The organism is Mucilaginibacter terrigena, from assembly GCF_004168255.1.
GTDB classification, from domain to species: Bacteria; Bacteroidota; Bacteroidia; order Sphingobacteriales; family Sphingobacteriaceae; genus Mucilaginibacter; species Mucilaginibacter terrigena.
Genome location: NZ_SEWG01000009.1, coordinates 98,623 through 124,506, shown reverse-complemented (window position 1 = coordinate 124,506; position 25,884 = coordinate 98,623). Strand labels below are relative to the sequence as shown.

Genomic DNA, 25,884 nt, shown 5'->3' with positions numbered 1-25,884 from the left:
ATGACACCACGCGAAATATTAAAGCAGTATTGGGGACATGACAACTTCCGGCCGTTGCAGGAAGAGATCATCACGTCGGTATTGCAGGGTAGAGATACCTTGGCTTTGCTGCCCACTGGCGGCGGCAAGTCGGTATGTTTCCAGGTGCCGGCTCTGGCTATGGATGGTATTTGTATTGTAGTATCGCCGCTGATAGCCCTGATGAAAGACCAGGTAGAGAACCTGAAGGCAAAAGGTATCGAAGCGATGGCCATTGTATCGGGCATGGGCAAACGCGAGGTGGATATCGCGCTGGATAACTGCGTTTATGGCCCGGTAAAATTTTTATACCTCTCGCCCGAGCGTTTACTGTCCGACCTGGTGCGCGAGCGCATCAAATACATGAAGGTGAACCTTTTCGCGGTTGACGAGGCGCACTGTATCTCGCAATGGGGGTATGATTTCCGGCCCTCGTACCTGCACCTTTCAGATCTGCGCGAACTGCACCATGATGTACCTGTACTGGCCTTAACCGCTACCGCCACTGCCGAGGTACGCGATGATATCCGGGAAAAGCTGCTGTTTAAAGATGGCATCGTCTACCAGCAAAGCTTCGAGCGGAAAAATTTACGATACGTGGTGCAAAATACCGAAGATAAACTGCGTAAACTGCTGGATGTGGCCAGGGGCATTGGCGGCAGTGGCATTGTATATGTGCGCAGCCGTAAAGAAACTTTTGAAATAGCCAGGTTTTACCAGCAGAACCATATACAGGCCGATTACTACCACGCAGGCTTACCGGCCGAGGAGCGCTCGGCAAAGCAGGATGCCTGGAAAAATAACCGCATACCTATTATAGTAGCTACCAACGCCTTCGGGATGGGCATAGACAAGCCCGATGTGCGTTTTGTGATCCATAAAGATATGCCCGACAGCCTGGAAGCCTACTACCAGGAGGCAGGCAGGGGCGGGCGCGACGAAAAACGGGCCTACGCTGTGTTATTATACAACCCTACCGACAGGTTGAGGCAGGAGAAGAGGTTTATTCAAAATTTTCCATCGATAGAAGAAATTAAACAGGTTTATCACCAGTTGGGTAATTATTGCCAGCTGGCTTATGAGGCGGGCGAAGGCGTGAGTTTTGAGCTTGACCTGGGCGATTTTTGCAGCCGCTTTCAGTTGGATGCCATTAAAACCCTCAACGCCCTTAAGTTTTTAGAGCAGGACGAGTACCTGGCCTTTAACGAAAGCGTTTTTTTGCCATCGCGGTTCAGGTTCGAGGTACTGAACGAAGAGTTGTATAACTTCCAGATCCAAAACCCCGGCTGGGACCCATTCATTAAAACCATGCTGCGCTCGTACGGCGGGTCGTTCGAAAATTATGTGCGGATCAAGGAGTTTGACATTGCCCGGCGCACCGGCATGAACACCCAGCAGGTGATTGACGGGTTAAAGCAGCTGCAGGATTTTAACCTGTTAAGCTATCTGCCCCAAACTGATAAACCGCAGATAACCTGGCTCAAGGCCAGGCAGCATGCCAATAACTTGGATATCAATAAAGCGTTTATTGATCAGCGCAAGGCAACTTACCGCAAAAAAATGGAGGCGGTTTTCGCTTACGCGGAACATAAGCGCTGCCGCAGCCAAATGTTGCTTAGTTATTTTGACGAGCAAAACGCCCCCAAATGCGGCGTATGCGATATTTGCCTGGAAGAACGCCGTCAAAAAAATGCCGATGAGATCTTTGATGATATTACCAACGAGATGGTGCAACTGCTCAGCACATCATCACATACCATTGATGAACTGATAACCTCCCTTAAACTGGGCACCGAAAAAGAAAAGATAGAAACTATCCGCCTGTTGCTTGATGCAGGTAAGATCAAAACAGATGGCGGAAATTATTATTTGTAGGGAAAATTAAAAACTGACGACTTTTTATAAGTTGTTAAACATCCCCGTTACATCCCGTTTAAAAAGAACTTTGCCATTTCACCGTCACAAACAGGCCGTTTACCGACATAAACAGGCTGTACATCTAATACACCCAATTTGGCTGTAACGTTTCATAAATGGGGGCGTCATATGGATGTATTTAAAAACAAGAAAACATTAAAAGCACTCACAATCAAAATAATAATAAAATGAAAACTCAAATTTTAACCATAGCAACCATCTTCACATTAGCATTAGGTACATTAACATCAGCCAATGCAGCTGTTAAAAATAATAACGAAGAAACCAGCACTACTTTAACAAACGTTAGCAAGATCAACAAAATAGAAGTTCACGGAAATGTTGAACTTTACGTATCTGATGGCGCTGCCGACCAAGTAAAAGTTTACAACAAGTACTACGCCGAAAATGCGCTTGTACAAAGCCAAAACGGTGTGTTGCGTATAACATCATACACCGATAAAAAATTAGTGGTTTGGGTAACAGCGAACGATCTGCAATCGATCATCGTAAATGATAACTCGCAGGTTAAATCATTCGGCAGCCTTGAAAAACTGGATCTGGAAGTTACTTTAAACAACAACGCATCTGCCGACCTGAACCTGGATGCCTACAAAGCAAGTATTATTGTAAACGACCGTGCTAAAGCAAACATCAGCGGTAGTGTAAACGACTACGTTTTAAAACAAGACCAATCTGCAACAGTTAACCACACCAACCTGGTAGCCGTAACAGGCAGCAAAACCACCAGTACACCGGTTAAATCTGAACCATCAGAATTAGCCATCCTGTAAGCACTACTTTTGCAAAAGTTCAACATATATTTCTGAAAGCCATCGCCAAGCGCGGTGGCTTTTTTTGTTTACGCAATTTTGAAACCGTTAATCCGGTTGTCATCCTTAGCGATAGCGAAGGATCTATTCGCCTTTGCATCACTGTTATTGGTTTAATCCCTTTTGCCGTTGTTGTCACCAACAACATTTAGGACGGCTAAACGCAAAACACGGGTGCATAGCAGCTTGTTGGTGACAACACCAACAAGGGCGGGAAACTATGCACCTCTTCTTTGCGCAGCAGAGAGTGGGCCGGGGGTGAGTCAACCGACAGGCAATGCTTTCCCCTTAGCCTTTCGTCGTTGTTGATGTTGTCACCAACAACTTTTAGAACATGTAAATGCAAAGCCCGGATGCATGGCGGATAGCCTATTTGGGAATAGATGCTTCGCTACCGCCCAGCATGACAAGGGCGGGGGATGATTGTACAAAAGCTTCCCATTTCACCGCCCGTTTTCTGCCATTCACCGAGATAAACCCGCACTGTGTCTAATATACACTAATTGGCTGTAACGTTTCTGCGTGTGGTTCGTCATATCTATGTATTTAATAACATAACACAACTTATAGTATTCATAATCAAAATATTAATAAAATGAAAACAACAATCTTAACCATGGCAGCCGTAATGATTATGGCAGTGGTAACCACAACAAACACTTACGCAAATAATAATAACAACGAAGAAGTAAGTACAGTATTAAAAAATATCAGTAGGATCAACAAGATCGAGATCCACGGAAATGTTGAGCTTTATGTATCTGACGGCGCTACCGACCAGGTGAAAGTTTACAACAAATATTACGCAGAAAGCGCTTTGGTACAAAGCCGGAACGGTGTGTTGCGCATATCATCATACAAAAACGAAAAATTAGTGGTTTGGGTAACAACTGCCGATTTGCAGGCGATCACCGCTTATGATAATGCCGAGGTAAAATCATTCGGTACCTTATCAACCCTTGACCTGGAAGTTAACTTATACAACACCGCGACAGCAGTGCTAAACTTAGAAGGTTATAAAGCAACTATAAATGTAAACGACAATGCTAAGGCAAACTTAAGCGGCAACGTAAACGACTATAACTTAAACTACGTACAGCCCGAAAATGTAAGCCATACAAATTTTGTAGCCGTATCTGCTTCAAAAAAGCAAATAACCGCTAAAGCAAAACCAAGCGAAATAGCAGGCTTATAAGCTAAAGCTTAAAAAGAAGCCACGTAAAAAAAGCCGTTACATATAATGGCTTTTTTTATTTTTAGTGTTACTTCATATTAACAATAAACGTCCCAAACAACTAAAACCAATCATCATGAAAAATTCTAATTTTAAAATATTATTACTGGTAGCAGCCGTATCAATTACGCTTTTCTCGTCGTGCAGGCGTTTCAGGTGTGTTAAGGGTAACGGCAATGTTAAAACCGAGGCCCGTAAAATGGTAGATTTTACCAAAGTAGACCTCTCTGGCGGGTACAAGGTTACCCTTAAACAGGATAGCTCGCAATCTATAACCATCACTACCGATGATAACCTTTTAAAATATATCGAAACCACTGTTGAAGGTGGCACCCTGCGCGTGCATAACCGCCGTAATGTTTGCGGCAGCGGCGAAACTACAATAATAATAGGTGTAAAAAACCTTGACAGGATAGGCGCTTCGGGCGCGGTAGAGATTGCCTCAAACGGGCGTTTAAACACCAAAGACCTTAACATCGATCTATCAGGTTCTACAAAAATAGATATGGACCTGAACGCGGCTAATGTTCGTACAGATGCCAGCGGCTCCAGCGAAATATATTTAAAAGGGCAGGCAGCATCGCATGATGTTGACATGAGCGGCTCGGGCAAGGTAGAGGCGCTTGATTTTGTGGTAGGCAAATACAAAATAAGCACTTCGGGCGCAAGCGAGTGTAAAATTAACGTACTGAACGAACTGGATGTACACACCAGCGGCTCGTCGGATATTTCGTACCGTGGTAACCCCGGTAAGGTAAACAACGATCAGTCGGGCGCTTCGTCTATCAAAAAGTTAGATTGATGACTGATTTTTTTAACGGATAATGTAACACATGGCGGCCAAAAGCCGTCATTGTTGCTTTAATAATATAATTTATTACCTAACCTTGTATGAAAAAATTTAAGAAAGGGGCGGCGTATATCGCCATCTGTATAGCGCTAATTATAGTTGCAGCTATATCTTACGTAACCCTTGCCCTGCCAAATGTTGGCGAACCCCAAAACATTAAAGTTGATGTAACCCCGCAGCGTATTGCCCGTGGTAAATACCTGGCCAACCACGTAACCGTTTGTGTTGATTGCCACAGCACCCGTAAATGGAATGTGTTTGCAGCGCCCATAGATAGCGCTGTGCTTGGGGCAGGCGGCGAAAAATTTGACGGGCGCATTGGCTTCCCCGGCGAAGTTTATGTGCCTAATATTACACCCTCTAATTTAAAAAACTGGACCGACGGCGAACTTTACCGCGCCATAACTGCAGGTGTTAAAAAAGATGGTTCGGCTATATTCCCAATTATGCCATGGCAGTCGTATTCAAAAATGGACCCGGAAGATGTTTATGATATAATTGCTTACATACGTACACTGCAGCCGCGCGAAAGTACTTACCCTAAGCGTAAGCTCGATTTTCCGCTTAACCTACTGGTAAACACCATGCCTAAAAAAGCCGAACCGGGTAAAAGGCCGAATGAAAAAGACACGCTTGCCTACGGCGCATATCTGGTACAGGCTGCAGCCTGCCGCGAATGCCACACCAAGGCAGATAAGGGGACCCCGGTACCTGGTATGGACCTTGCGGGCAGTAACGAATATGGCCTTGGCAACGGCGCTACCCTTCGCTCAGCTAATATCACACCTGATAAGGAAACAGGTATAGGCAGCTGGAGCAAAGAGCAGTTTATTGCCCGTTTTGCGCAGTATGCAAACGGCACGGCAAAACCTGCAGCGGTTAAACCGGGGCAGTTTCAAACCATTATGCCCTGGTGGAAATACGGCGGCATGAGCCAAACCGACCTGGGTGCTATATACGCGTATTTAAAAACTGTTAAACCGGTAAAAAACAGCGTTAATAAATTTCAGGTTAACGCCGCGCAGCCAATAAATTCAAAATAAATTCATACTTTTGCGCCTCGAATTTTGTATAGCCGCTATGGCTATATCTCAAAGGATTAAATTAATACCCGGTAAAAAAGATGAATATATCACAGGAAAAAATTGATAACCTGAATACAGTTGTTAAGATCAGCATTAACCCCGAAGATTACCAGCCAAGGGTTGAAAAAGCAATGAAGGACCATGCAAAAAAAGCAAAATTACCAGGGTTTCGCCCCGGTATGGTTCCGGTAGGGCATATCAAAAAAATGTACGGTAAAAGCATTTTGGTTGACGAGATCAACAACATGCTGTCTGATACATTAAATAAATATTTAGACGAAGAGAAACTTGAAGTATTAGGCCAGCCTTTACCTAAAGTTGACGATAAAAAAGAATACAACTGGGATTTTGCCGATAATTTTGAGTTTAACTATGAAGTTGGCTTGGCACCTGAGTTTGATATCGATTTTTCATCAAAAGATAAGCTTACCCAATATGTGATAAAAGTTGATGACGAAACTTTAGAATCGCGGATCAAAAATATCCGCCGCAGCTATGGAAAAATGACAAACCCTGACGTATCGGCAGATGATGATGTACTTTATGCCGAATTAGCGCAGCTTTCGCCGGATGGTTCTGTTTTTGAGGGTGGAATAAACAATATCACATCGGTACGTTTGGACCAGGTCAAGAACGAGAAAATCAAAAAATCTCTGATAGGTTTGAAAAAAGGCGACGAACTGGTATTTGACATCAACGCGGCTTTTAATGATGATGCAGCCAAGGTTGCAGGCTTATTAAAAATTGAAGAAGATGAAGCAGCTGACTTAAGATCGAACTTTAAACTAACGGTTAAAAATGTGAACCGTTTAGAAGAAGGCGATTTGAACCAGGAGTTCTTTGATAAATTATTTGGTGAAGGTGTAGTTACCGACGAGGCCGGTTTCCGTGCTAAAATTACCGAAGAGTTAGAAATGATGATGACCCAGGATGCCGATCGCAAACTGCAGGACGAAATTTACAATTACAGTATTGATAAAGTAAAGTTTGATTTGCCTGACACATTTTTAAAACGCTGGTTAAAAGTTACAAACGAGAAACTGACCGAGGAAGAGCTGGAAGGCGGTTACAACGATTTTGCAAAAAACCTAAAATGGACACTTATCGAAAATAAATTGATGAAGGATAACAACATCGATATTAAATACGAAGAGGTGTTTGAGTTTGCAAAAGGCAGTTTAGAGCAGCAGTTCCGCATGTATAGCCCGCAGGCTTTAAGCGAAGAACAGCTGGGCCAGTACACGGTACAATACCTGCAAAACAAAGAGAATGCTAATAAAGTATTTGAACAGGTAAAAGCACTTAAGGTATTTGATTACATTAAGAGTGCTATTACGCTTGATAAAAAAGAGATCCTGTTCTCTGATTTTAACAAGCTTACCGCATAAGCAGGATAGTTCAATATCATATTCACCAAAAGCATTTGCCTTAAAGCAGATGCTTTTGTGTTATTAACCGCCCCCTCTAAATCTCCCCCGATAGGGGAGACTTAAAATGCAAGGTAGAACCCTCTCCTTCGGAGAGGGTTCGTTGTGGCTACTTTTTTTTACTTTCACCAAACTAAATACTACAAAATCTATTCAACTAAAAACTATATTTATCGCGGGCAACGGCCCGCACCACAACACATAAAATACATACACATGAACAGTAATCCAGATAAAAACGAATTCAGAAAATATGCTGTTAAACACCACCGCATCAGCAGTACCTATGTAGACAGGTTTATTGGCGGCGTAAATCGCAGCAGCACCCCATCGGGTATTGTTACCGGTGCCGGTATCACCGGGATGACGCCTTACATCCTCGAAGAACGCCAGATGAATGTACAGGCAATGGACGTGTTCAGTCGCTTAATGATGGACCGAATCATTTTCCTTGGCGATGCTATTTATGAAAATATTGCAAACATTATACAAGCCCAATTGCTTTTCCTGCAGTCGGCAGATAGTAAACGCGACATCCAGATCTATATCAACTCTCCGGGTGGCTCGGTTTATGCCGGCTTGGGGATATATGATACTATGCAGTTCATTTCAAATGATGTAGCTACCATTTGTACAGGTATGGCGGCATCAATGGGTGCGGTACTGCTGGTAGCAGGCACAAAAGGCAAGCGTGCGGCCTTACCGCATGCAAGGGTGATGATACACCAGCCATCAGGCGGTGCGCAGGGCCAGCAGTCGGATATCGAGATCACGTATCACGAGATCACCAAACTGAAAAAAGAGCTGTACCAGATCATTGCAGATCATAGCGGTACCGATTACCAGACCGTTTGGGATGCATCAGACCGCGACCACTGGATGATTGCCGAAGAAGCAAAAGAATTTGGTATGGTGGACGAGATTTTAAAAGCAAATACAAATAAATAAAAATAGCATAGAGTTGTATAACAGGCATTTAACAGTTGAATACTTTGTTATCAATAAGCAAATAACTATTTTTGATAAAACCTTATAAGAGATGAACAAGAACAGCAAGGAGATCAGGTGCTCGTTTTGTGGCGCAGGTAAGCAGGACTCCCTGATGCTGATAGCCGGGTTAGACGCGCACATTTGTGATAAATGCGTTGACCAGGCAAACGAGATACTGGCAGAAGAGCTAAAGGTGCGTAAGGTTAAAGCGTCGCCGGCGGTACCGGCAATGCTAAAGCCGGCCGAGATCAAATCCCACCTCGATCAGTACATTATAGGCCAGGACGATGCCAAAAAGGTATTGTCGGTTGCTGTGTACAATCACTACAAAAGGTTAAACCAGCGCATTGATAAGGACGAGGTAGAGATAGAAAAATCCAACATCATTATGGTAGGCGAAACCGGTACGGGTAAAACTTTGCTGGCCAAAACCCTTGCCAAGATCCTGAACGTTCCGTTTTGTATTTGCGATGCCACTGTATTAACAGAGGCAGGATATGTAGGCGAGGATGTGGAAAGCATATTAACCCGCTTGCTGCAATCTGCAGATTATGATGTAAACACCGCCGAGCGCGGTATAGTTTATATTGACGAGGTTGATAAAATTGCCCGCAAAAGCGATAACGCATCCATTACCCGCGATGTTAGCGGCGAGGGCGTACAGCAGGCCTTACTTAAAATACTGGAAGGCACCATGGTTAACGTACCACCGCAAGGCGGCCGTAAACACCCCGATCAAAAAATGATCACCGTAAACACCAGTAACATCCTGTTCATTTGCGGCGGCGCGTTTGATAGCATCGAAAAGAAGATAGCTAACCGCTTGCGTACCCAAACCGTTGGTTACAAAATGAAACGCGACGACAGCGAGATAGATATGAAGAACCTGTACAAGTACATTACCCCGCAGGACCTGAAATCGTTTGGCTTGATACCCGAGTTGATAGGCCGTTTACCGGTTTTAACTTACCTGAACCCGCTTGACCGCGAAGCGCTGCACAATATACTGACCGAACCAAAAAACTCGCTGCTTAAACAGTACAAAAAATTATTTGAGTACGAAGGGGTAAAGCTTGAGTTTGATGCCGAGGTGCTTGATTTTATTGTTGATAAAGCAATGGAGTTTAAACTTGGTGCGCGTGGCTTACGCTCTATCTGTGAGGCTATAATGATAGATGCCATGTTCGAGTTCCCGTCTAAAAAAGATGTAAAGCGACTGAATGTAACGCTTGATTATGCCAGGGAAAAATTCGAGAAATCGGACCTTAAAAAGTTAAAGGTAGCTTAACACTAACTTGATAAGATAAAAGTATTTTCGTATATTACACACTAACCCTGGTGAACAGCCGGGGTTTGCTGTATAAAAGGGTTTCCGAAAAACCCTGATAACAGATACATACACACAAAAAAAGAGGACAAAAAAGATGAATGAAGAATTAGATGTAAAAAAAGATGATAACACTATCCCGGCAAAAAAGACAAAAGAGGTACAATCGCCGGTAAAATCAGGATTGAAAACAAAAGAAGCCATTGTTACCAACTGGCTGCCGCGTTACACCGGCCGGCCGCTTGATGCCTTTGGAAAATACATAATACTTACAAATTTTTCTAAATACCTGCAGCTGTTTTCGCAATGGCACGATAATGCGCCTATTATAGGCCTGGATAAACCCATGCAAAGCGTTACCGCGGATGGCATTACCATTATTAATTTTGGTATGGGCAGTTCGGTTGCGGCAACAGTAATGGACCTGCTAACTGCCATACACCCCGAAGCCGTGATATTTTTAGGCAAATGCGGCGGCCTGAAAAAAAAGAACAACGTAGGCGACCTGATACTGCCCATAGCCGCCATCAGGGGCGAAGGTACATCAAATGATTACCTGCCTGCCGAAGTGCCCGCATTGCCATCGTTTGCGCTACAGAAAGCAATATCAACCACCATCCGCGATCACTCGCGCGATTACTGGACCGGTACCTGCTACACCACCAACCGCCGCGTTTGGGAGCACGATAAGGACTTTAAAAAGTACTTAAAAGCCCTGCGCGCCATGGCTATTGATATGGAAACCGCCACCATTTTCACCACCGGCTTTGCCAACAAGATCCCGACAGGTGCACTGCTGCTGGTATCAGACCAGCCGATGATCCCCGAAGGTGTTAAAACCGCCGAAAGCGATAGCGCTGTTACCGAGCAATACGTAGAAACCCACCTGCGCGTAGGCATCGAATCGTTAAAGCAACTGATAAACGGCGGGTTAACGGTTAAGCATTTGAAGTTTTAAGTTGATAAATGGTTAGTAGTAAGTGCTGGTAATTGTACCCCCAACCACTCACTAATTCCCAATTACCACATTTTTCATCCCATCCCTGCCGTAAAACACCGGGAAGTACATCAGTTCGGCTTTGGCGGGGTTGAAGGTGTACTTACCACTATAGCGCGGCATTAAACTAATGGTGAAAGTATAGGTTCCCTGTTTTAGCTTACTGCAAAATATGCTTACTTTTTCTTTATAGTGTTCGCGGTGTACTTCGTTGTTATCCCATTGCTGTTCTTTTTCCTGGTACGAGCATCCGGCGGGGATGGGCACCTCAACCATCACGTAATCGCCATCGCCCTTGGCGGTAACTTCCACATTAAGCAAAACGGCTTCGCCGGCTTTAAGCTGGCTAAGATTTTTGCCGTTTTTTTCAAACCAGCTATTCACAGTAAAATCTTTGTTTACTTTTTGTGGCGCACTGTTCCAGAACTGCTGGTATCCGCTAATGTACACCGGCAGGCTTCCTGTTTTGTTTACGGTTAGCTGGTTAACGGTCAATGTATCGGTATAAGGGAATTTAGTTATCGTTTTAGTGTCGCTCCCCTTAACCGTTATAGTGGCAGGCAATACTTTTTTTGCCTGATTTAATACACCGGGCAAAATAGTTTCCAATATCAACGCCGATTCGTAGGTATTGCGCCATTCGCCCAATTTGCGTTGTTCTAAAAAATAGCCCCTTATCTTTTCGAGAATTTCGAGGTGTTTGCCATCATTTTTGATGATGTGGTAGGCCAGTATGCTCTGCTGTATCGAATTATCGAAGAAACGGTAGCTATCATCGCCCCAGTAAATATTACCAAACAGCGTTTTATGGGTGATGGTTAACAAGCTGTCGATATTAATTGCGTCACCTGTTTCCTGTTTTAACAGCATCAGTTTAAACCGGTCGTAATTTGACAGGGTTTTACTGCGTGCCCGTTCCGTAGCTATTACAGCAATGTATTTTGGGTAATCAACCTTCGCCTTCAGTTTAAACAATATCTGCAGGCAGGTTACCTTATCCCGGCTATTGTAGCTTTCTAATTGATAAACCAGGTAATCGGTTAGTTTTTGCGCGTAAAGCAGTACGTCGTATCCCATGCTTTTTGCATCAACTAAAGCTTCAACAGCATGCAGGCTTATCCAAAGCTCCTCGCTGCTATCTTTCCACCATCCCCAGGCGCCTGATGTTTTGCGGTTTTCCTGTAGCTTTTTTATGATCTCTCCTATATTCTTTTCGTATTTAAAAGGCTCGTTAAATTGTGCCTTAATGCGTTTTTCAACCAATAAGCCCTTTAACTTTGATGCCAGTTGCTCATTACACAGGTATTTGTACTCGCGCAGGCGCATAGCTTCATCAGCCAGGGCAGGTAGCATGGATGCTTCGGCACGGAAAATAACCGGGCCTAAAGCCGGGTCGAATTTAAGGGTGACCGTAGTATCGCGGTTCAGCGCCTCAAATACGCCTTTAGTTTCCTTTACGCCCGGTTTATAAACGGGTACCACGCGGCGTTCGCCGTCAAAATAACCGTTATCACGCTTGATGCTGTACTCAAACGTCAGGCTGTCAGTCACTGCCGCGGTGATATTTAGCGTATCTATTTTAGCATTTTTAACTTGCAGGGCATCCTTCTTTAATGTTTTTCCGTTGTAGATAAAGCTTCGGTTAACGGTGGCGGTTTCGGCATTATAGTTCATCACTTTGCCTATCAGGCTCATCTCGTCACCGGCCACGGCAAACTGCGGTGCAATAAAGTTAGCGCTCAGGGGCCTAAATGATTTTACCTGGTTTTCGGCAAAACCGCTTTGCCTGTTGCCGTTTATTCCTGCAACAAAGGTGCGCCAGTTGGTAATATCGTCAGGGAATACGGTTGTAAAACTCGCCTTGCCGTTTTCGTCGGTAGTTAGTTTTGGCTGCCAGTAGGCATAATCGCTAAAGTTCCTGCGCAGGGTTTGTTCGCTGCCGGGTATTGTTGCATTTGATGCCTGCCCGGTCTTTTGCCTTTTAGTGGTGATAATGATTACACCATTTGCAGCTCTTAAACCATATAAAGCAGTACCTGCTGCATTTTTTAGAACGCTGATCTCAGCGATATCATCCACATTGATATTTTTAATACCTTCCGTTACTTCGCCATCTACCACATAAAGTGGTTTGCTACCTGTACTTAAACTTGAAATTCCCCTTATCATTATCGTAGGCCCCGCGCCGGGTGCTCCTTCTGTAATGGTAACGCCGGCTGCGCGCCCCATTAACAACCCCTCTGAATAAACAGTACTTACTGACCCGGTTATATATTTTTTCCTTTGGGAGCCATATCCAATCACTACCACTTCGCTTAATGATTGGGAAACAACATCAAGCTTAATATGGATAGCCTTGCCCTGTTCTATATTAACCTCTTTGGGATAATATCCAATAAAATTGAAAAGCAATTTACCCTTAGCAGGTACACTAAGTTTAAACCTGCCGTTTATATCTGTTTGGGTACCCATTGATGTACCTTTTACTTTTACCGCTACCCCCGGCAAGGGTAACTTGTCATCAGCGGCGGTAACCTGGCCACTCATCAAACCGGTAAAATTGGGTGTAAGGTATTTTTCGTTAAACGCTTCTTTTAATTTTAAAGCATCGTTCATTATCTGGTTATCATCGTTACGGTAAATATTATCATACCTGTTGCTGATAACATTGCTGATACGCATACTCACCGAATCTTTGCAGTTCACGGGCAAAATATCAAACGTATAATAGTTAGTGCCATTCGGTTTAATTTTTACATTATCCTTTACATCATAATTATCATCTTTTAAAAGAAAAAATATTTTGTATGCGCCAGCCGCCAGCCGGCCAAAGTCAGTTACGTTGCCGGGGAAAACCCGCATAAAATCAGCTTCATCAGGCTTATAAATAATGATGTTTTTAATAAACGATGCTTGCTGATTTGTTTCCTGGTGTTGCTCAATTACCAAAACACCCGTTTCATTTTCAGTAATAGCCGGGTTATTAAATAGCCATCGGTTGTGGCTGCGCTCATCAAGGTAATTTTGCCAGAGGCTATCGGCCCCTTTGTTTGTTAAAACATATTGTATGTGGTTGGTTGCGCCTGTTGCCGCCAAAAGCTTTTTAGAAAAAGGGTAAGCGCCCAAAATGCTTTTCTGCTTTAAAAAGCCCGGTTCAAACAAGTAGGAATACCCCGGCTCGGCCAAAAAGGGTTGTGGCTTTTGGCCCTGGTGCTCGTAAAAAGCGTAATTATTTGCCAGCGGCCCGGCAAGTACGTTTGAACCGGCAGCACCCGAAGCGTTTAAAAGGAAAACTCGGTCTTCCTCTGTTAGTACCGATCTCTTGCCTTCAAAATTGTTAACGATGGTAACCATGTATTTATTCAGCAGGTCGGCCTCGTAAGTATTTAAAGTGTCGGGCATTTTGGTTGAAGCGTATGCATCAGCATTGATGCTAAGGATGAGTTTTTTTGATGGCTCAACTTTAATACTATCCAAACGCACATTTAAATTAGCGGTACGAAACCTGAGCGAATGCAAGCCGGGCGATACTTTAAAGCTGTAAGGCTGCAGTTGCTGTGCCTGGCTAAAGTAAACGGGCCTTTCGTCGATATACAAAACGTGTACGGGCAGCAGGTCTCCTTTTAGCGCCACAAAAGGGGCTACCTGTGTTATGGTATCTATGCCTGGCTCTTCAATACGGTAAATGTTTGATGGATGTGTAAATCTGTAGTATTCGATACTATCCAGCCCCAGCCGGCGGCTTTGGCGCAGCCAGTCGAGTTTGAAGGCGCCCTTTATTTCCTTTTCCAAAAGGTTTATAGTACCAACCCCCCTTTTTACCGCAGGGTAACTTTTACCCAGGTAGGGTACAAACGGCACGCTATAATCTGTAAACTTGCGTGTAAGCGCCCAGGCGGTTATATCTGCATTTGCCACGGGTTTGCCGGTAGCATCTGTAACTACAATATCCGTAGTAGCTTTTTGGCCGGGATACACAGATAACGGTTGTTTTACAGCTATGTTAAGGGCATCCTTATTATACGCGAACGAATTTTGCCGCTGCTGTGCCTTGCCTGCCCACACATAATTTACTATAAATTGTATGATCTTATGTTTGCTATATGCCTGTTTGTAGTTTATACTTTTGCCCTGCCCGGCGTCTATTAACTTACCGCCGGCATATACGCTGTAATAAAGCGGCAGGTTGCGCGGGTTATCAATATTAATAAAAACTGAATCTGCTGTGCGCTCTCCGGATATGGCAACCGAAGCTTCGAACTGGCTAACTTCAAGGGTTTTTTCAAGGCTATCGGTTTCAATAGCATAGTTATCGGCGTTAGGATTTATTTTTACGAGGCCCGGCAGCATCAGCCTTGTTGCTGATAAGGTGTCGTCGTCAGCATTAAGCGCGCTTACCAAAGCCATGCCTTTAATTTGCCTGCCATATTCCTCGTAATCTATTTTGAGGCTGTCGCCAACCACTTTTGTATTAAGGTTAAACCGCTGATATTTAAAGGAAGCCTGTTTCTCGTCCTCCTGCAATTCGTTATCGGCGTTTAAAAATGCGGCGTGTACCGAGTAGCCGATATCTGCCTTTGGGAAAATGGAATCGGGGATAACAACCTTGGTTTCGCCCACCGGGTCAAGCGTGAGTTTATGCACCCATAAAGTATCGGGTACAAACAGTTGACTGTTTGTAAAAGACATCAGCTTGTCGCCGATTATTGTCAGGGTAACGCGGCCATCGGCTACGGGCAGGTCATTTTGGTCGGTGGCCTTTAAATATACCGACATTGGGTTCCCCGGCCTGTTTTCTTCCTTATCTAAACGGGTGTTAAACTTTATCCCCTTTAGTTCATATTCTTCATATTTAAAAGTGCCACTGATTATGGTATTTACTTTGTCTGTTTTTTCGTCGGTATCTTCATCGTCCTCATCATCATTATCTGCACTGTTCTTAGGCTTGCTATTAGGTATCATCAGTTTTACACGATAATTTTCATCCAATGAAAGGTCGAGGCTGTCGGCCAGTACAAAGCTGTATTCAAAACCGCCATCGCGGTAGCTGTTAACGGTACCTATTGTTTTGGCATCTTCATCGCCATCTTCAACCAGTTTAACAATTAAGTTTTTATATTTAACCGGCCGCTTTGACCCTTCGTATAAAGCAAAGGCTTTAAACTTAACTGTATCACGCGGTTTGTACATTGGCTTATTAAAAACCATAAAGCCGGTGTAAGGGCTGGGTGCATATTTATTTACGGGAGTATGAAAAATGTTTTTCACACTTCGCCATAACCTGCTAAACCAGTTAGCGGATACCCCTTTATAACTATAGGGTTTGTACTTATACCTGATGATACTGTAAAAGTTGCTCACCCCGGCGTAATCTATCTGTAGCACGCTTGTGTCTTTTGAGGGTTTAAAGTGCCAGGTGCCGCTTTTATCATCGTACATAACCTGTTTGCCGTTTAACAGGGCAGTGGCCTTAGTAAGATAATTCCCTTGCTTATCTGTAAGGGCAAAGCGGTATTCAACATTGTTACCGAATAGTTTTACAAATGCCGTATGGTTCTCTATCAGCGTATATTTAAGCACGTTGTTTTCGGCATGCACCTTTAAATAATTACCGGCCGGCAGGGTGTTCTCCCAATACTTATCTGTTTTAAACGAATCTGTAAGCGTGTGCATTAATTGCTCGCCGGGTTTGTTTTTCGACGTTTTGTAGAATGCTGATACATCGGCAGCATTTAACTTGTATATATAAGTGTAAAAACTGCTTTGCCTGCTTTTGGTAAGCGGCCTTTGCGCAAATAGCAGGGAGGGGCAAAAAGTTAACAGTAATAAAAGCGGTAACAGTTTTTTTAATAGTGATGCCATGTGTAACAGGTTTGGGTTTTGCTGTCGGTTTTAAATATATAGTATTGGGTTATATTACACACGATGCATTTCTATTTACTATTCCATAAAAAAATATCATTTAAGAAAGCTAATTTTGAACACTGCCCACAGGGACAGGTAGCTTATACAATATGTGGTACAATAATATACTGGAAACCATAGGCCATACGCCCCTGGTAAAACTGAATAAAGTAGTAAAAGATATCCCGGCAACGGTTTTGGCTAAAATAGAAACCACCAACCCCGGCAACTCTATTAAGGACCGCATGGCCTTAAAAATGATAGAAGATGCTGAGAAAAGCGGTAAGCTTAAACCGGGCGGCACCATCATTGAAGGTACATCGGGTAATACCGGTATGGGGCTGGCCATTGCAGCGGTTATAAAGGGCTACAAATGTATTTTTACCAGTACCGATAAGCAATCGAAGGAAAAGTTTGATGCCTTGCGCGCCTTTGGCGCCGAGGTAATTGTTTGCCCAACCAATGTAGAGCCCGAAGACCCGCGGTCGTATTACTCGGTATCGTCGCGTTTGGAGCGCGAGGTGCCCAATTCGTGGAAACCAAACCAGTACGATAACCTGAGCAACTCGCAGGCGCACTACGAGCAAACCGGCCCCGAAATTTGGGAGCAAACCGAAGGCAAAGTTACACATATAATAGTAGGGGTGGGCACCGGCGGTACCATATCGGGCACAGCCCGTTATTTAAAAGAAAAGAACCCGGCCATACAGGTATTGGGTATAGATACTTACGGCTCGGTATTTAAAAAATACAAGGAAACGGGCGACTTTGATAAGAACGAGATCTACCCGTACATCACCGAAGGTATTGGTGAAGATTTTTTACCGCAGAACGTTGATTTTAGCCTGATAGACCACTTTGAAAAAGTAACCGATAAGGATGCCGCTTTAATGACACGCGAGGTTGCCCGTAAGGAGGGGATCTTTGCCGGTAACTCAACAGGGTCTGCCGTGGCAGGTTTGCTGCAGATGAAAGACAGGTTTAAAGCTGGCGATGTAGTGGTGATCATATTCCCCGACCACGGTACCCGTTACCTGGGCAAAATGTATAACGACGACTGGCTGCGCGACCGTGGTTTTATTAAAGAAGAAAAACTTACCGCGCGCCATATCATCAGCAAAAAGGAAAACCAGGAGATTGTTACCATCGACTGCGAAAAAACCGTTCTGGAGGCAATAAACACCATTAAATCGCTCAACATAAGCCAGATACCCGTAACCCAAAAAGGCATGGTAATTGGCAAAATAACCGAAAGTGATATCCTTGGTTCGCTAATGGAAAACCCGGGCATTAAATCGCAGCCGGTTAAAAGCATATCAACCGCGCCTTTCCCCTTTGTCGACCTGAATACCTCTATCGATAAGATCTCGGGCATGATCAACAAGGATAACATTGCTGTATTGGTTGAAGATGATAACGGCAGGATAGAAATTATAACGCAATACGATATCATTAACGCGATATCGGCTTAATAGGGTGAAAGGATAAAGGTAAAAGCTGAAAGGTTTTTGTTCAAGAGACGCGATACATCGCATCTCTTTTTGTTATATCAAGTTTGTCATCCTGAGCGTGAGAGAAGGATCTATTTGTGAACTGTGCAATCGCCTAAATGTATGTCGGCGATTAGATGCTTCACTATCGTTCAGCATGACAAATGAAACTTACCATTTCTTAAATATCACAAACACCGCCAATACGATCAGCGCGAAACCCACCAGGTGGTTCCAGCCAAGCTTTTCGGTTTTGAAGAATACAATGGTGAATACCATAAACATTGTAAGTGTAATAGCCTCCTGTATGGTTTTTAACTGAACAAGCGTAAACGGCCCGCCATCGGCCTTAAAACCTGCCCGGTTGGCCGGTACCTGGAAAAGGTATTCGAAAAACGCCAGCCCCCAACTGATAAATATGATGGATATAAGCCCCAGGTTTTTGCCCCATTCGTACTCTTTAAATTTAAGGTGCCCGTACCAGGCAAACGTCATAAACATGTTTGATATGGTAAGGAACAGGATGGTTTTTACTCCGCGCATTATTGCAATCTTTTTTTAGCCAGTTCGGCTTTATAAACTTCGTTTAGCTTAGGCGATGGGTTGGTGATAAGGTAGATCCTCGAGTTATGTTCGCGGGCCAGTGGGTTTAGTACCCGCCCTGTTTCGCGGTAGCTCTCTACAAGCGGGCTTAACCTGCGCTCCACATTATCGTCATCATCTACATAAATAATATAATGTGCGCTCAAACTATCTGCAGCCCAAAGTTGGAAACTGCTGTTGAGTGATGTTACTTCGGGCAGGTTGTATTGATGACGATAGTGGTGTATTGCGCCTGCCTGGCCATAATTATCGGCAAATATCTGTGTGTTTTTTTGCTGCCCGGGGGTAAGGGAATGGTAGGTGTCGGCTACTTTTTTTGCCATCTCGTCCCAGCCCAGCATATCGGCATAATCCTGTGTTAAAGGGTGTTGTTTTTGATCCTCCCAGGTAACTATAAATTTCATAAAAGGATAACGCTTGGTTTCGCGTTTGATGAATGCCGCGGTTGTATTTAATGATAGCAGAGGCAATACAATAGGCAATATCAACACATTTGGTAAAATAAATACTAATGTGGTTACCGTGCGTAAAATGTAGGCCTTGCGGTTCAGGATCCGTTCGAGTGCAAAACCGCCGGCGGCAAACAGCATGGGGTATGCGCCAAATATATAATAGCTTTTACCATTCATTTGCAGCAAAAACAGGAAGATCAAAATATAAGCAATAGCCATAAACCTGAACCGGCGCAACCTGAAAGAAAACAGCAGGCTGATAAACCCAACAAGCCAAATGAAAACCGATGTGCCATTTACCAATAGCTGCTGCATTACAAAATCCATTGGTTTTACGTGGTCCAGCTGGGTAGCCTTAAGCTCCTGCATGTGGTGTATCACCGGCAAATGGTGCGCAAACTGCCAGATAATATTGGGCAAAAATATAATTATGGCAACCAGGGCCGAGTAAAGCACATGTTTATTGAACAACAGCTTACGCTCGCGGCTGATAAGGATACCTACAATAAGCGATGCTGTAAAAAAAGCCATGGTGTACTTGGTTAGCAAACCTAAGCCTACCGCGCCGCCAAGCCAGTATAAATATTTTACATCGGCAGTATTTAAGTACTTTACAAAAAGCCATACGGTAACCACCCACCAAAGCTGATCGAACACCACGGGTTGAAAAAGGTAGCCACTGGCGGCAAATGCCGGGGAAAATATCAACGCTAAGCAGGCAAGGGTAATGGCAAACCTGCGGCCGCCCAATTCGGCGGTAATTTGCCCGGTAAGCCAAACTATAAAACCACTTGCAAGGGTACTGAATATGCGTGCGGCAAAAACAGAATCGCCAAAAACAGTAAGGGTTATTTTTGCCAGCAGGGCTATAAACGGTGGTACTTCCTTGTATCCCCAATCCAGGTGATCGCCTAAAACCAGATGAAGCAACTCATCGCGGTGAAAACCAAAATTGCTTATAGCAAAAAGGTTAAGCACTATTTTTAACGCAACAAAGATCAATATAAAAGTAGAATACGATGATCTCCGGTTTTTGTATGGCATTGATGCGTCAGGTTTATTAAGCTGAAAGCTTAAGGCACAAAGCGTAAAGCTAAAAAAAATGCTAAAAGCAAAAAGCTTTAGGCTTTCTGCTTTTAGCTGAGTGCTTTTATACGCGCTTAATATCAGCACCAATCGCTCTTAAGCGGTCGTCAATATTCTGGTAGCCGCGCTCTATCTGTTCGATGTTGTAGATGGTAGATTGCCCCTGTGCGGATAATGCTGCTATCAGCAACGATACACCTGCACGGATATCCGGCGAGGTCATAGAGATACCCCTTAGCTGCACCATCTTATCCAAACCTATAACGGTTGCACGGTGCGGGTCGCAAAGGATGATATTGGCACCCATATCCAGCAGTTTGTCTACAAAAAACAAACGGCTCTCGAACATTTTCTGGTGGATCAGCACCGAACCTTTTGCCTGTGTGGCAACAACCAGCACAATGCTCAGCAGGTCGGGGGTAAAGCCCGGCCATGGCGAATCGGCAACGGTTAATAACGAGCCGTCGATAAAAGTATCTATCTCGTAATGGTCTTGCGATGGGATGTAAATATCATCGCCGCGGCGCTCCAGTTTAATACCCAAACGCTTAAATACATCGGGTATCATACCCAGTTCGTCGTAGTGCACATCTTTAATAGTGATCTCGGAACCGGTCATGGCGGCAAGGCCGATGAACGATCCTATCTCTATCATATCCGGCAGCATGCGGTGATCGGTGCCGCCCAGTTCGGTTACACCTTCAATTGTTAACAGGTTTGATGCTATGCCGCTAATTTTGGCGCCCATGCGGTTAAGCATTTTACAAAGCTGCTGCAGGTAAGGTTCGCAGGCGGCATTATAAATAGTTGTTGTGCCTTTAGCCAATACAGCCGCCATAACAATATTGGCGGTGCCTGTAACAGATGCTTCGTCCAGTAAAATGTAAGTGCCTTTTAGGTTTGATGCATCTACATTATAAAAGCCGTTCTCGGGGTTATAGTCAAACCTGGCGCCCAGTTTCTCGAACCCTAAAAAATGGGTATCCAGCCTGCGGCGGCCAATTTTATCGCCGCCCGGTTTTGGGATGGATGCCTTGCCAAAACGGGCCAGCAGCGGCCCTAATATCATTATCGAGCCGCGCAAACCGCCACCCTTTGTTTTAAATGCTTCAGAATTAAAAAAGTCCTGGTCTATCTCTTTGGCCTCGAAAGTGCAGGTATCGCGCGATATGCGGTTTACTTCAACACCCATGTCGCCCAGTAACTCTATCAGTTTGTTTACATCCTGTATATCGGGGATGTTGCTGATGGTCATTTTTTGGCTTGTTAATAAAACAGCCGATATGATTTGTAATGCTTCGTTTTTTGCGCCCTGGGGGATGATCTCGCCTTTAAGCTTTTTACCGCCCTGTATCTCGAATGCGTTTTTCATAGTTTATAAGTAGTTCATGGTTGATTCCACAGTTCATGGTTAATGGATCATGGTTCATAGTATAACAAAGATTATAAAATAATCGCAATGCGCCTAAGCTGCAAACTCTTTCTATGAACTATGAACCATCAACTATAAACCATTAATATTTCTTCGCCCCTCCGGGGTTGCGGTTACGGTTATTTTGATTGTTGTTATTACGCGGGTTGTTGTTGTTATTGGTGCGCCCGCCACCACCGCCACCGCGGTTGTTTTGGTTATTGGTGCGCCCGCGGCTGTTATTGTTATTTTGATTGTTATACGGGTTAGCGCGGAACTCGACCCGGTTAAGGTTGATGTTCTCTTCCAGTTTTAAGGTGCCACCGGATAAGGCGTACAAGTCCGACAGGATGGTTTCATCAGCAACCGAATCTTTATTCCATTGCACGTAAGCCATCTTCATAAAATTGGCTATAGCCTGTACCATGTGTCGTTTGCGGTCGGGCTCTTCAATAGCCTTGGCCTTCTCTATCATCATTTCGATGGTTTTGCCATAGTGCTTGTATTTAATACGCTGGTGCGGATATTTAAGCGGCTCGGGCTTCAGGTGGATAGCCTCCGGACTTGGTTTTGGGTACGGCGAATCTACATCCAATTGAAAATCGGATATGATGTGCAGGTGGTCCCAAAGCTTGTGTTTAAAATCGGCCACATCGCGCAGGTGGGGGTTTAAAAAGCCCATCAGGTCAATAACAACCTGTGCGTATTTATTACGTTCCTCTTTGGTTGGTAACGCTACGATGTATTTCACCATATTTTGCACGTTACGGCCGTATTCTGTTAATAAAAGTTTATTCCTGGTTGAGTTATAATCAAACGGACCAGGCAAATTTGTTAATGCCATGTATGTTTTTTAAATAAATAAGATCTCTTGAAGTGTTTTCCGGCGCATGGACAGTTTCTAAGAATAAAGGCAGAAACCGGAGAACCGAAATGAAATTATGAAGTATTAACGCAAATATAGCGTAAATGTGTTAAGAAACAAATATGGCCAGCAAGCGGTTTATTTATTAAACGATACCTTGCCCGGGCTTTTGGGTATGGTGAAAAGTCTTATCAGCGCCCAAAGCTGTATCAGGGTTTGCAGGATATTTACCACAAGCGCCCCTGTACGAACATGCTGTTTACCAATTATGAGCAAGATAAGTGCCGCAAGCCCTAATATAAACACTACCAATAAAACATATTTCATCCAACTTATACCCCTGCGCACCAAAAAAGCTATCACCCCTAAAAACAGTATGGTTATTATAACAGATAATACAGCAGGCAAAGTTTTAAGTGGTTCCTGTGCAAATGCAAGGCTCATCAGGCCAACCAGCATACTCAAGATAATAAGGTTGGATGATTTAATGTAATTAGGGTGTACGGCTGCCATATGGTGTAAAGGTAATAAGATGGATTATTAGGAGCAATATAATTAAATTTATAATTTAAGCGCTTAATGGTTTTCAAAACCGCTTAATGCTATTAAACATCCGCAAAAACATGGCAATTATTACGTCTGTAGATATTTACCGCTTCAGTATCCCTATGGAACCCTTTACCATAGCCACCGGAACTATGGACCATGCACAGAACGTGTTTATCCGCGTGCATACCAACCAGGGTTTTTATGGCGTGGGCGAGTGTTCGGCTTTCCCCATGATAGTTGGCGAAACGCAGGACACCTGTTTGGTGATGGCCAAATATTTCGCCGGATTGTGGATTGAGCAGGATGCACTGGATATACCGACGCGCATGCAACAGCTGCATGATGCCGCCGCAGGCAACACTACTATAAAAAGCGCATTTGATATAGCCCTGTATGATATAGCCGCTAAAAATGCCGGCTTGCCGCTTTACCGGTTTTTAGGCGGAGAAAAGCGCGTGGTGGAAAGCGATATTACCATCGGCATCAGCACGCCAGAAACCATGGCGCAAAAAGCTATTCATTTTAAAACCACCGGCGCCAATATTTTAAAGGTGAAGCTGGGTAAAGGGGCGCAAACCGACGTAGAACGAATTAAGCAGATCCGCGAAGCTGTTGGCCCCGAAATAAAGATAAGGGTGGATGCCAACCAGGGCTGGGGTTTTGACGAGGCCGCTTTTGCCCTACAGGCCATAGGGCCGTATGATATTGAGTTTTGCGAGCAGCCTATGCGCACCTGGCATAACGACCGCCTGCCCCAACTGATGAAGCTATCACCGGTAAAAATTATGGCTGATGAAAGCGTGTACAACCACCACGACGCAAGGATGCAAATAGAAAGCGGATCGTGCGATTACATCAACATCAAAATGGCAAAATCAGGCGGGTTATTGGAAGCCAAAAAGATCCATGATACGGCTGCCGAACGAGGCATCCCCTGTATGATGGGCGGTATGCTGGAAAGCCGCATAGCCCTGAGCGCGAAGCTGCACTTTGTGTACGCCAGCCCCAATATTCATTTTTACGATATGGATACCTGCATGCTGGGCCATTTGGTTGACCCATGTGTTGGTGGCGTTACCTACGATGGCTACAAGCTAAACATCAGCGATGCAATTGGCATTGGCGCAAATGCTGATGAAGAATTTTTGAGGGGGTGCGAGAAGGTTAGTGTATAGCTATATACCCCTATGTCATTTCGAACGAACGATAGTGAGGAGAAATCTTCTAAAAAGCTACGAGCGAACTTGCATGGTTGCAAGCAGAATGTAGAAGATTTCTCACTATCGTTCGAAATGACAGCGAGAGGATTACTTACTCAACTCTGCAAAGTATTTGTGAAACAAGGGGATGGTCTCTATCCCTTTGTAGTAGTTAAAAATATCGTATTTCTCGTTTGGCGAGTGCAGGGCATCGCTATCGAGACCAAAGCCCATCAGTACTGTTTTGATACCCAATTCGGCTTCAAATAAGGCCACGATAGGGATGCTGCCGCCGCCGCGGGTTGGGATAGGCTGCTTGCCAAATGCTTCGGCAATGGCCTTTTGTGCTGCTTTATAGGCAATGCTATCTGTAGGCGTAACCACAGGTTCGCCGCCATGGTGCGGGGTAACTTTTACCTTAACGTAAGTAGGTGCAATCTTCAAAAAGTGATCTGTAAACAATTTGGTAATTGCCCCTGATGTTTGGTTTGGCACCAAACGCATCGAGATCTTGGCGTTTGCTTTTGACGGCAGTACGGTTTTAGCGCCCTCGCCAATGTAGCCGCCCCAAATGCCGTTCACCTCCAGTGTAGGACGTGTACCGGTGCGTTCGAAGGTGGTGTAACCCTTTTCGCCCCATGTTTCGGCTATATCCAGGTCTTTTTTATATTCTTCTTCATCGTAAGGCGCGGCGTTAAGTTCTGCGCGCTCGGCTGCTGTTAGTTCCGTAACATCATCATAAAAACCGGGGATGGTAATATGGTTATCCTCATCGTGCAGGGAAGCTATCATTTTAGCAAGGATGGTAGCCGGGTTGGCCACTGCGCCGCCATATACGCCCGAATGGAGGTCGCGGTTAGGGCCGGTAACTTCTACTTCTAAATATGATAAACCACGCAAGCCTGTTTCTAAAGACGGATGCTCCATGCTGATCATCGATGTGTCGGATATCAGTACTACATCGGCTTTTAAACGCTCTTTATTTGCCTTTACAAATATGCCCAGGTTGTTTGATCCTACCTCTTCCTCGCCCTCTATCATGAATTTGATATTGCAGGGCAGGGTACCGGTTTGCATCATCAGCTCAAATGCTTTTACATGCATGTAAAACTGGCCTTTATCATCGCAGGCGCCGCGGGCGTAAATTTTGCCATCGCGTACGGTTGGCTCAAAAGGCGGGGTGTGCCATAATTCTAAAGGATCGGGCGGCTGCACATCGTAATGGCCATAAACCAAAACGGTTGGCAGGGATGGGTCGATAATTTTATCGCCGTAAACAATAGGGTAGCCTGCGGTTTTGCAGACTTCCACATTATCGGCACCGGCATCCGTTAGTTTTTTTGCTACATAATCGGCGGCGTTTAAAACATCGGGCGCGTATTTTGGGTCGGCACTAACGGATGGAAAGCGCAGCAGTTCAAATAATTCGTCAAGCAGGCGTTGCTTGTTATCTTCTATATATTGCTTTATTACTTGCATGAGAGGTTATAATTTGAAGCAAAGATAGTGTTTCCGCAATACTCCTAACCCTTCTTATGGGGGATAAGTATAAAAACAAATCCGGTTATAATTGTCGGCAGCCAAAGAAAAAATGAATATTTCCCAGCTTCACTCAATAATGGGTTTAGAGCGGGGCCGCTATAACTA

General features: G+C 44.3%; 18 protein-coding genes. 11 read left to right on the top strand and 7 right to left on the bottom strand.

Features of this window, described 5'->3' with window-relative positions:
* From EWM62_RS18195 to EWM62_RS18155, 9 genes are all read left to right on the top strand, one after another.
* Window positions 1-1,893, top strand: a complete 1,893-nt coding sequence (locus EWM62_RS18195) for a RecQ family ATP-dependent DNA helicase (protein ID WP_129878104.1) — start codon at window positions 1-3, stop codon at window positions 1,891-1,893.
* A gap of 230 nt (window positions 1,894-2,123) precedes the next feature.
* Window positions 2,124-2,729, top strand: coding sequence for a GIN domain-containing protein (locus EWM62_RS18190; RefSeq protein ID WP_129878103.1), 606 nt, complete (start codon window positions 2,124-2,126; stop codon window positions 2,727-2,729).
* 634 nt (window positions 2,730-3,363) lie between these two features.
* Window positions 3,364-3,963 carry a GIN domain-containing protein gene (locus EWM62_RS18185; protein WP_129878102.1) on the top strand — a complete coding sequence of 200 codons (600 nt, stop codon included), beginning with the start codon at window positions 3,364-3,366 and terminating at the stop codon, window positions 3,961-3,963.
* Window positions 3,964-4,078: 115 nt separating this feature from the next.
* Window positions 4,079-4,804 carry a head GIN domain-containing protein gene (locus EWM62_RS18180; protein ID WP_129878101.1) on the top strand — a complete coding sequence of 242 codons (726 nt, stop codon included), beginning with the start codon at window positions 4,079-4,081 and terminating at the stop codon, window positions 4,802-4,804.
* Window positions 4,805-4,893: 89 nt separating this feature from the next.
* Window positions 4,894-5,895: a c-type cytochrome gene (locus EWM62_RS18175; protein ID WP_129878100.1), complete on the top strand. Its 1,002-nt coding sequence runs from the start codon at window positions 4,894-4,896 to the stop codon at window positions 5,893-5,895.
* 80 nt (window positions 5,896-5,975) lie between these two features.
* Complete coding sequence (gene tig, locus EWM62_RS18170; protein ID WP_129878099.1) at window positions 5,976-7,325, top strand: trigger factor; 1,350 nt, start codon at window positions 5,976-5,978, stop codon at window positions 7,323-7,325.
* Between the two features lie 255 nt (window positions 7,326-7,580).
* A complete protein-coding gene (locus EWM62_RS18165; RefSeq protein WP_129878098.1) occupies window positions 7,581-8,312 on the top strand; it encodes an ATP-dependent Clp protease proteolytic subunit in 732 nt (243 codons plus the stop codon).
* A 91-nt stretch (window positions 8,313-8,403) separates the two neighbouring features.
* Entirely contained in the window at window positions 8,404-9,642 is a 1,239-nt protein-coding gene (clpX, locus tag EWM62_RS18160; protein ID WP_129878097.1) for an ATP-dependent Clp protease ATP-binding subunit ClpX, read from the top strand.
* 136 nt (window positions 9,643-9,778) lie between these two features.
* Window positions 9,779-10,639: an AMP nucleosidase gene (locus EWM62_RS18155; RefSeq protein ID WP_129878096.1), complete on the top strand. Its 861-nt coding sequence runs from the start codon at window positions 9,779-9,781 to the stop codon at window positions 10,637-10,639.
* A 51-nt stretch (window positions 10,640-10,690) separates the two neighbouring features.
* Here the strand turns inward: EWM62_RS18155 and EWM62_RS18150 are convergent, their stop codons facing one another.
* On the bottom strand, window positions 10,691-16,540 hold the full coding sequence (locus EWM62_RS18150; RefSeq protein WP_129878095.1) for an alpha-2-macroglobulin family protein: 5,850 nt from the start codon (window positions 16,538-16,540) through the stop codon (window positions 10,691-10,693).
* A gap of 152 nt (window positions 16,541-16,692) precedes the next feature.
* Between EWM62_RS18150 and EWM62_RS18145 the strand changes: the two genes are divergently transcribed.
* Window positions 16,693-18,054 carry a pyridoxal-phosphate dependent enzyme gene (locus EWM62_RS18145; RefSeq protein WP_129878094.1) on the top strand — a complete coding sequence of 454 codons (1,362 nt, stop codon included), beginning with the start codon at window positions 16,693-16,695 and terminating at the stop codon, window positions 18,052-18,054.
* A 189-nt stretch (window positions 18,055-18,243) separates the two neighbouring features.
* Here EWM62_RS18145 and EWM62_RS18140 read toward each other — a convergent pair whose 3' ends face one another.
* The 5 genes from EWM62_RS18140 to EWM62_RS18120 form a co-directional block, all read right to left on the bottom strand.
* The gene (locus EWM62_RS18140; protein WP_129878093.1) at window positions 18,244-18,615 is read right to left on the bottom strand and encodes a DMT family protein; all 372 of its coding nucleotides are present in this window, start codon (window positions 18,613-18,615) and stop codon (window positions 18,244-18,246) included.
* Window positions 18,615-20,171, bottom strand: a complete 1,557-nt coding sequence (locus EWM62_RS18135) for an ArnT family glycosyltransferase (RefSeq protein WP_129878092.1) — start codon at window positions 20,169-20,171, stop codon at window positions 18,615-18,617. Before EWM62_RS18135 ends, EWM62_RS18140 begins: the two co-directional genes overlap by 1 nt.
* Window positions 20,172-20,277: 106 nt before the next feature.
* Window positions 20,278-21,585, bottom strand: a complete 1,308-nt coding sequence (gene murA / locus EWM62_RS18130) for a UDP-N-acetylglucosamine 1-carboxyvinyltransferase (protein WP_129878091.1) — start codon at window positions 21,583-21,585, stop codon at window positions 20,278-20,280.
* Window positions 21,586-21,727: 142 nt separating this feature from the next.
* Window positions 21,728-22,468 carry a DUF4290 domain-containing protein gene (locus tag EWM62_RS18125; RefSeq protein ID WP_129878090.1) on the bottom strand — a complete coding sequence of 247 codons (741 nt, stop codon included), beginning with the start codon at window positions 22,466-22,468 and terminating at the stop codon, window positions 21,728-21,730.
* Window positions 22,469-22,627: 159 nt separating this feature from the next.
* Window positions 22,628-23,002 (bottom strand): hypothetical protein, encoded by a 375-nt coding sequence (locus tag EWM62_RS18120; protein ID WP_129878089.1) that lies wholly within the window; start codon window positions 23,000-23,002, stop codon window positions 22,628-22,630.
* A gap of 110 nt (window positions 23,003-23,112) precedes the next feature.
* Here EWM62_RS18120 and EWM62_RS18115 point away from each other — a divergent pair, with 110 nt between their 5' ends.
* Window positions 23,113-24,213 carry a mandelate racemase/muconate lactonizing enzyme family protein gene (locus EWM62_RS18115; RefSeq protein ID WP_129878088.1) on the top strand — a complete coding sequence of 367 codons (1,101 nt, stop codon included), beginning with the start codon at window positions 23,113-23,115 and terminating at the stop codon, window positions 24,211-24,213.
* Window positions 24,214-24,345: 132 nt separating this feature from the next.
* On the opposite strand, the gene EWM62_RS18110 is transcribed toward EWM62_RS18115, so the two are convergent.
* Complete coding sequence (locus EWM62_RS18110; protein WP_129878087.1) at window positions 24,346-25,716, bottom strand: dipeptidase; 1,371 nt, start codon at window positions 25,714-25,716, stop codon at window positions 24,346-24,348.
* Window positions 25,717-25,884: the final 168 nt, after the last annotated feature.

Excerpts from the sequence above, each read along its gene's own strand:
- EWM62_RS18195 (WP_129878104.1), top strand. The coding sequence starts at position 1 with ATGACACCACGCGAAATATTAAAGCAGTATTGGGGACATGACAACTTC.
- EWM62_RS18190 (WP_129878103.1), top strand. The coding sequence starts at position 2,124 with ATGAAAACTCAAATTTTAACCATAGCAACCATCTTCACATTAGCATTA.
- EWM62_RS18185 (WP_129878102.1), top strand. The coding sequence starts at position 3,364 with ATGAAAACAACAATCTTAACCATGGCAGCCGTAATGATTATGGCAGTG.
- EWM62_RS18180 (WP_129878101.1), top strand. The coding sequence starts at position 4,079 with ATGAAAAATTCTAATTTTAAAATATTATTACTGGTAGCAGCCGTATCA.
- EWM62_RS18175 (WP_129878100.1), top strand. The coding sequence starts at position 4,894 with ATGAAAAAATTTAAGAAAGGGGCGGCGTATATCGCCATCTGTATAGCG.
- tig (WP_129878099.1), top strand. The coding sequence starts at position 5,976 with ATGAATATATCACAGGAAAAAATTGATAACCTGAATACAGTTGTTAAG.
- EWM62_RS18165 (WP_129878098.1), top strand. The coding sequence starts at position 7,581 with ATGAACAGTAATCCAGATAAAAACGAATTCAGAAAATATGCTGTTAAA.
- clpX (WP_129878097.1), top strand. The coding sequence starts at position 8,404 with ATGAACAAGAACAGCAAGGAGATCAGGTGCTCGTTTTGTGGCGCAGGT.
- EWM62_RS18155 (WP_129878096.1), top strand. The coding sequence starts at position 9,779 with ATGAATGAAGAATTAGATGTAAAAAAAGATGATAACACTATCCCGGCA.
- EWM62_RS18150 (WP_129878095.1), bottom strand. The coding sequence starts at position 16,540 with ATGGCATCACTATTAAAAAAACTGTTACCGCTTTTATTACTGTTAACT.
- EWM62_RS18145 (WP_129878094.1), top strand. The coding sequence starts at position 16,693 with ATGTGGTACAATAATATACTGGAAACCATAGGCCATACGCCCCTGGTA.
- EWM62_RS18140 (WP_129878093.1), bottom strand. The coding sequence starts at position 18,615 with ATGCGCGGAGTAAAAACCATCCTGTTCCTTACCATATCAAACATGTTT.
- EWM62_RS18135 (WP_129878092.1), bottom strand. The coding sequence starts at position 20,171 with ATGCCATACAAAAACCGGAGATCATCGTATTCTACTTTTATATTGATC.
- murA (WP_129878091.1), bottom strand. The coding sequence starts at position 21,585 with ATGAAAAACGCATTCGAGATACAGGGCGGTAAAAAGCTTAAAGGCGAG.
- EWM62_RS18125 (WP_129878090.1), bottom strand. The coding sequence starts at position 22,468 with ATGGCATTAACAAATTTGCCTGGTCCGTTTGATTATAACTCAACCAGG.
- EWM62_RS18120 (WP_129878089.1), bottom strand. The coding sequence starts at position 23,002 with ATGGCAGCCGTACACCCTAATTACATTAAATCATCCAACCTTATTATC.
- EWM62_RS18115 (WP_129878088.1), top strand. The coding sequence starts at position 23,113 with ATGGCAATTATTACGTCTGTAGATATTTACCGCTTCAGTATCCCTATG.
- EWM62_RS18110 (WP_129878087.1), bottom strand. The coding sequence starts at position 25,716 with ATGCAAGTAATAAAGCAATATATAGAAGATAACAAGCAACGCCTGCTT.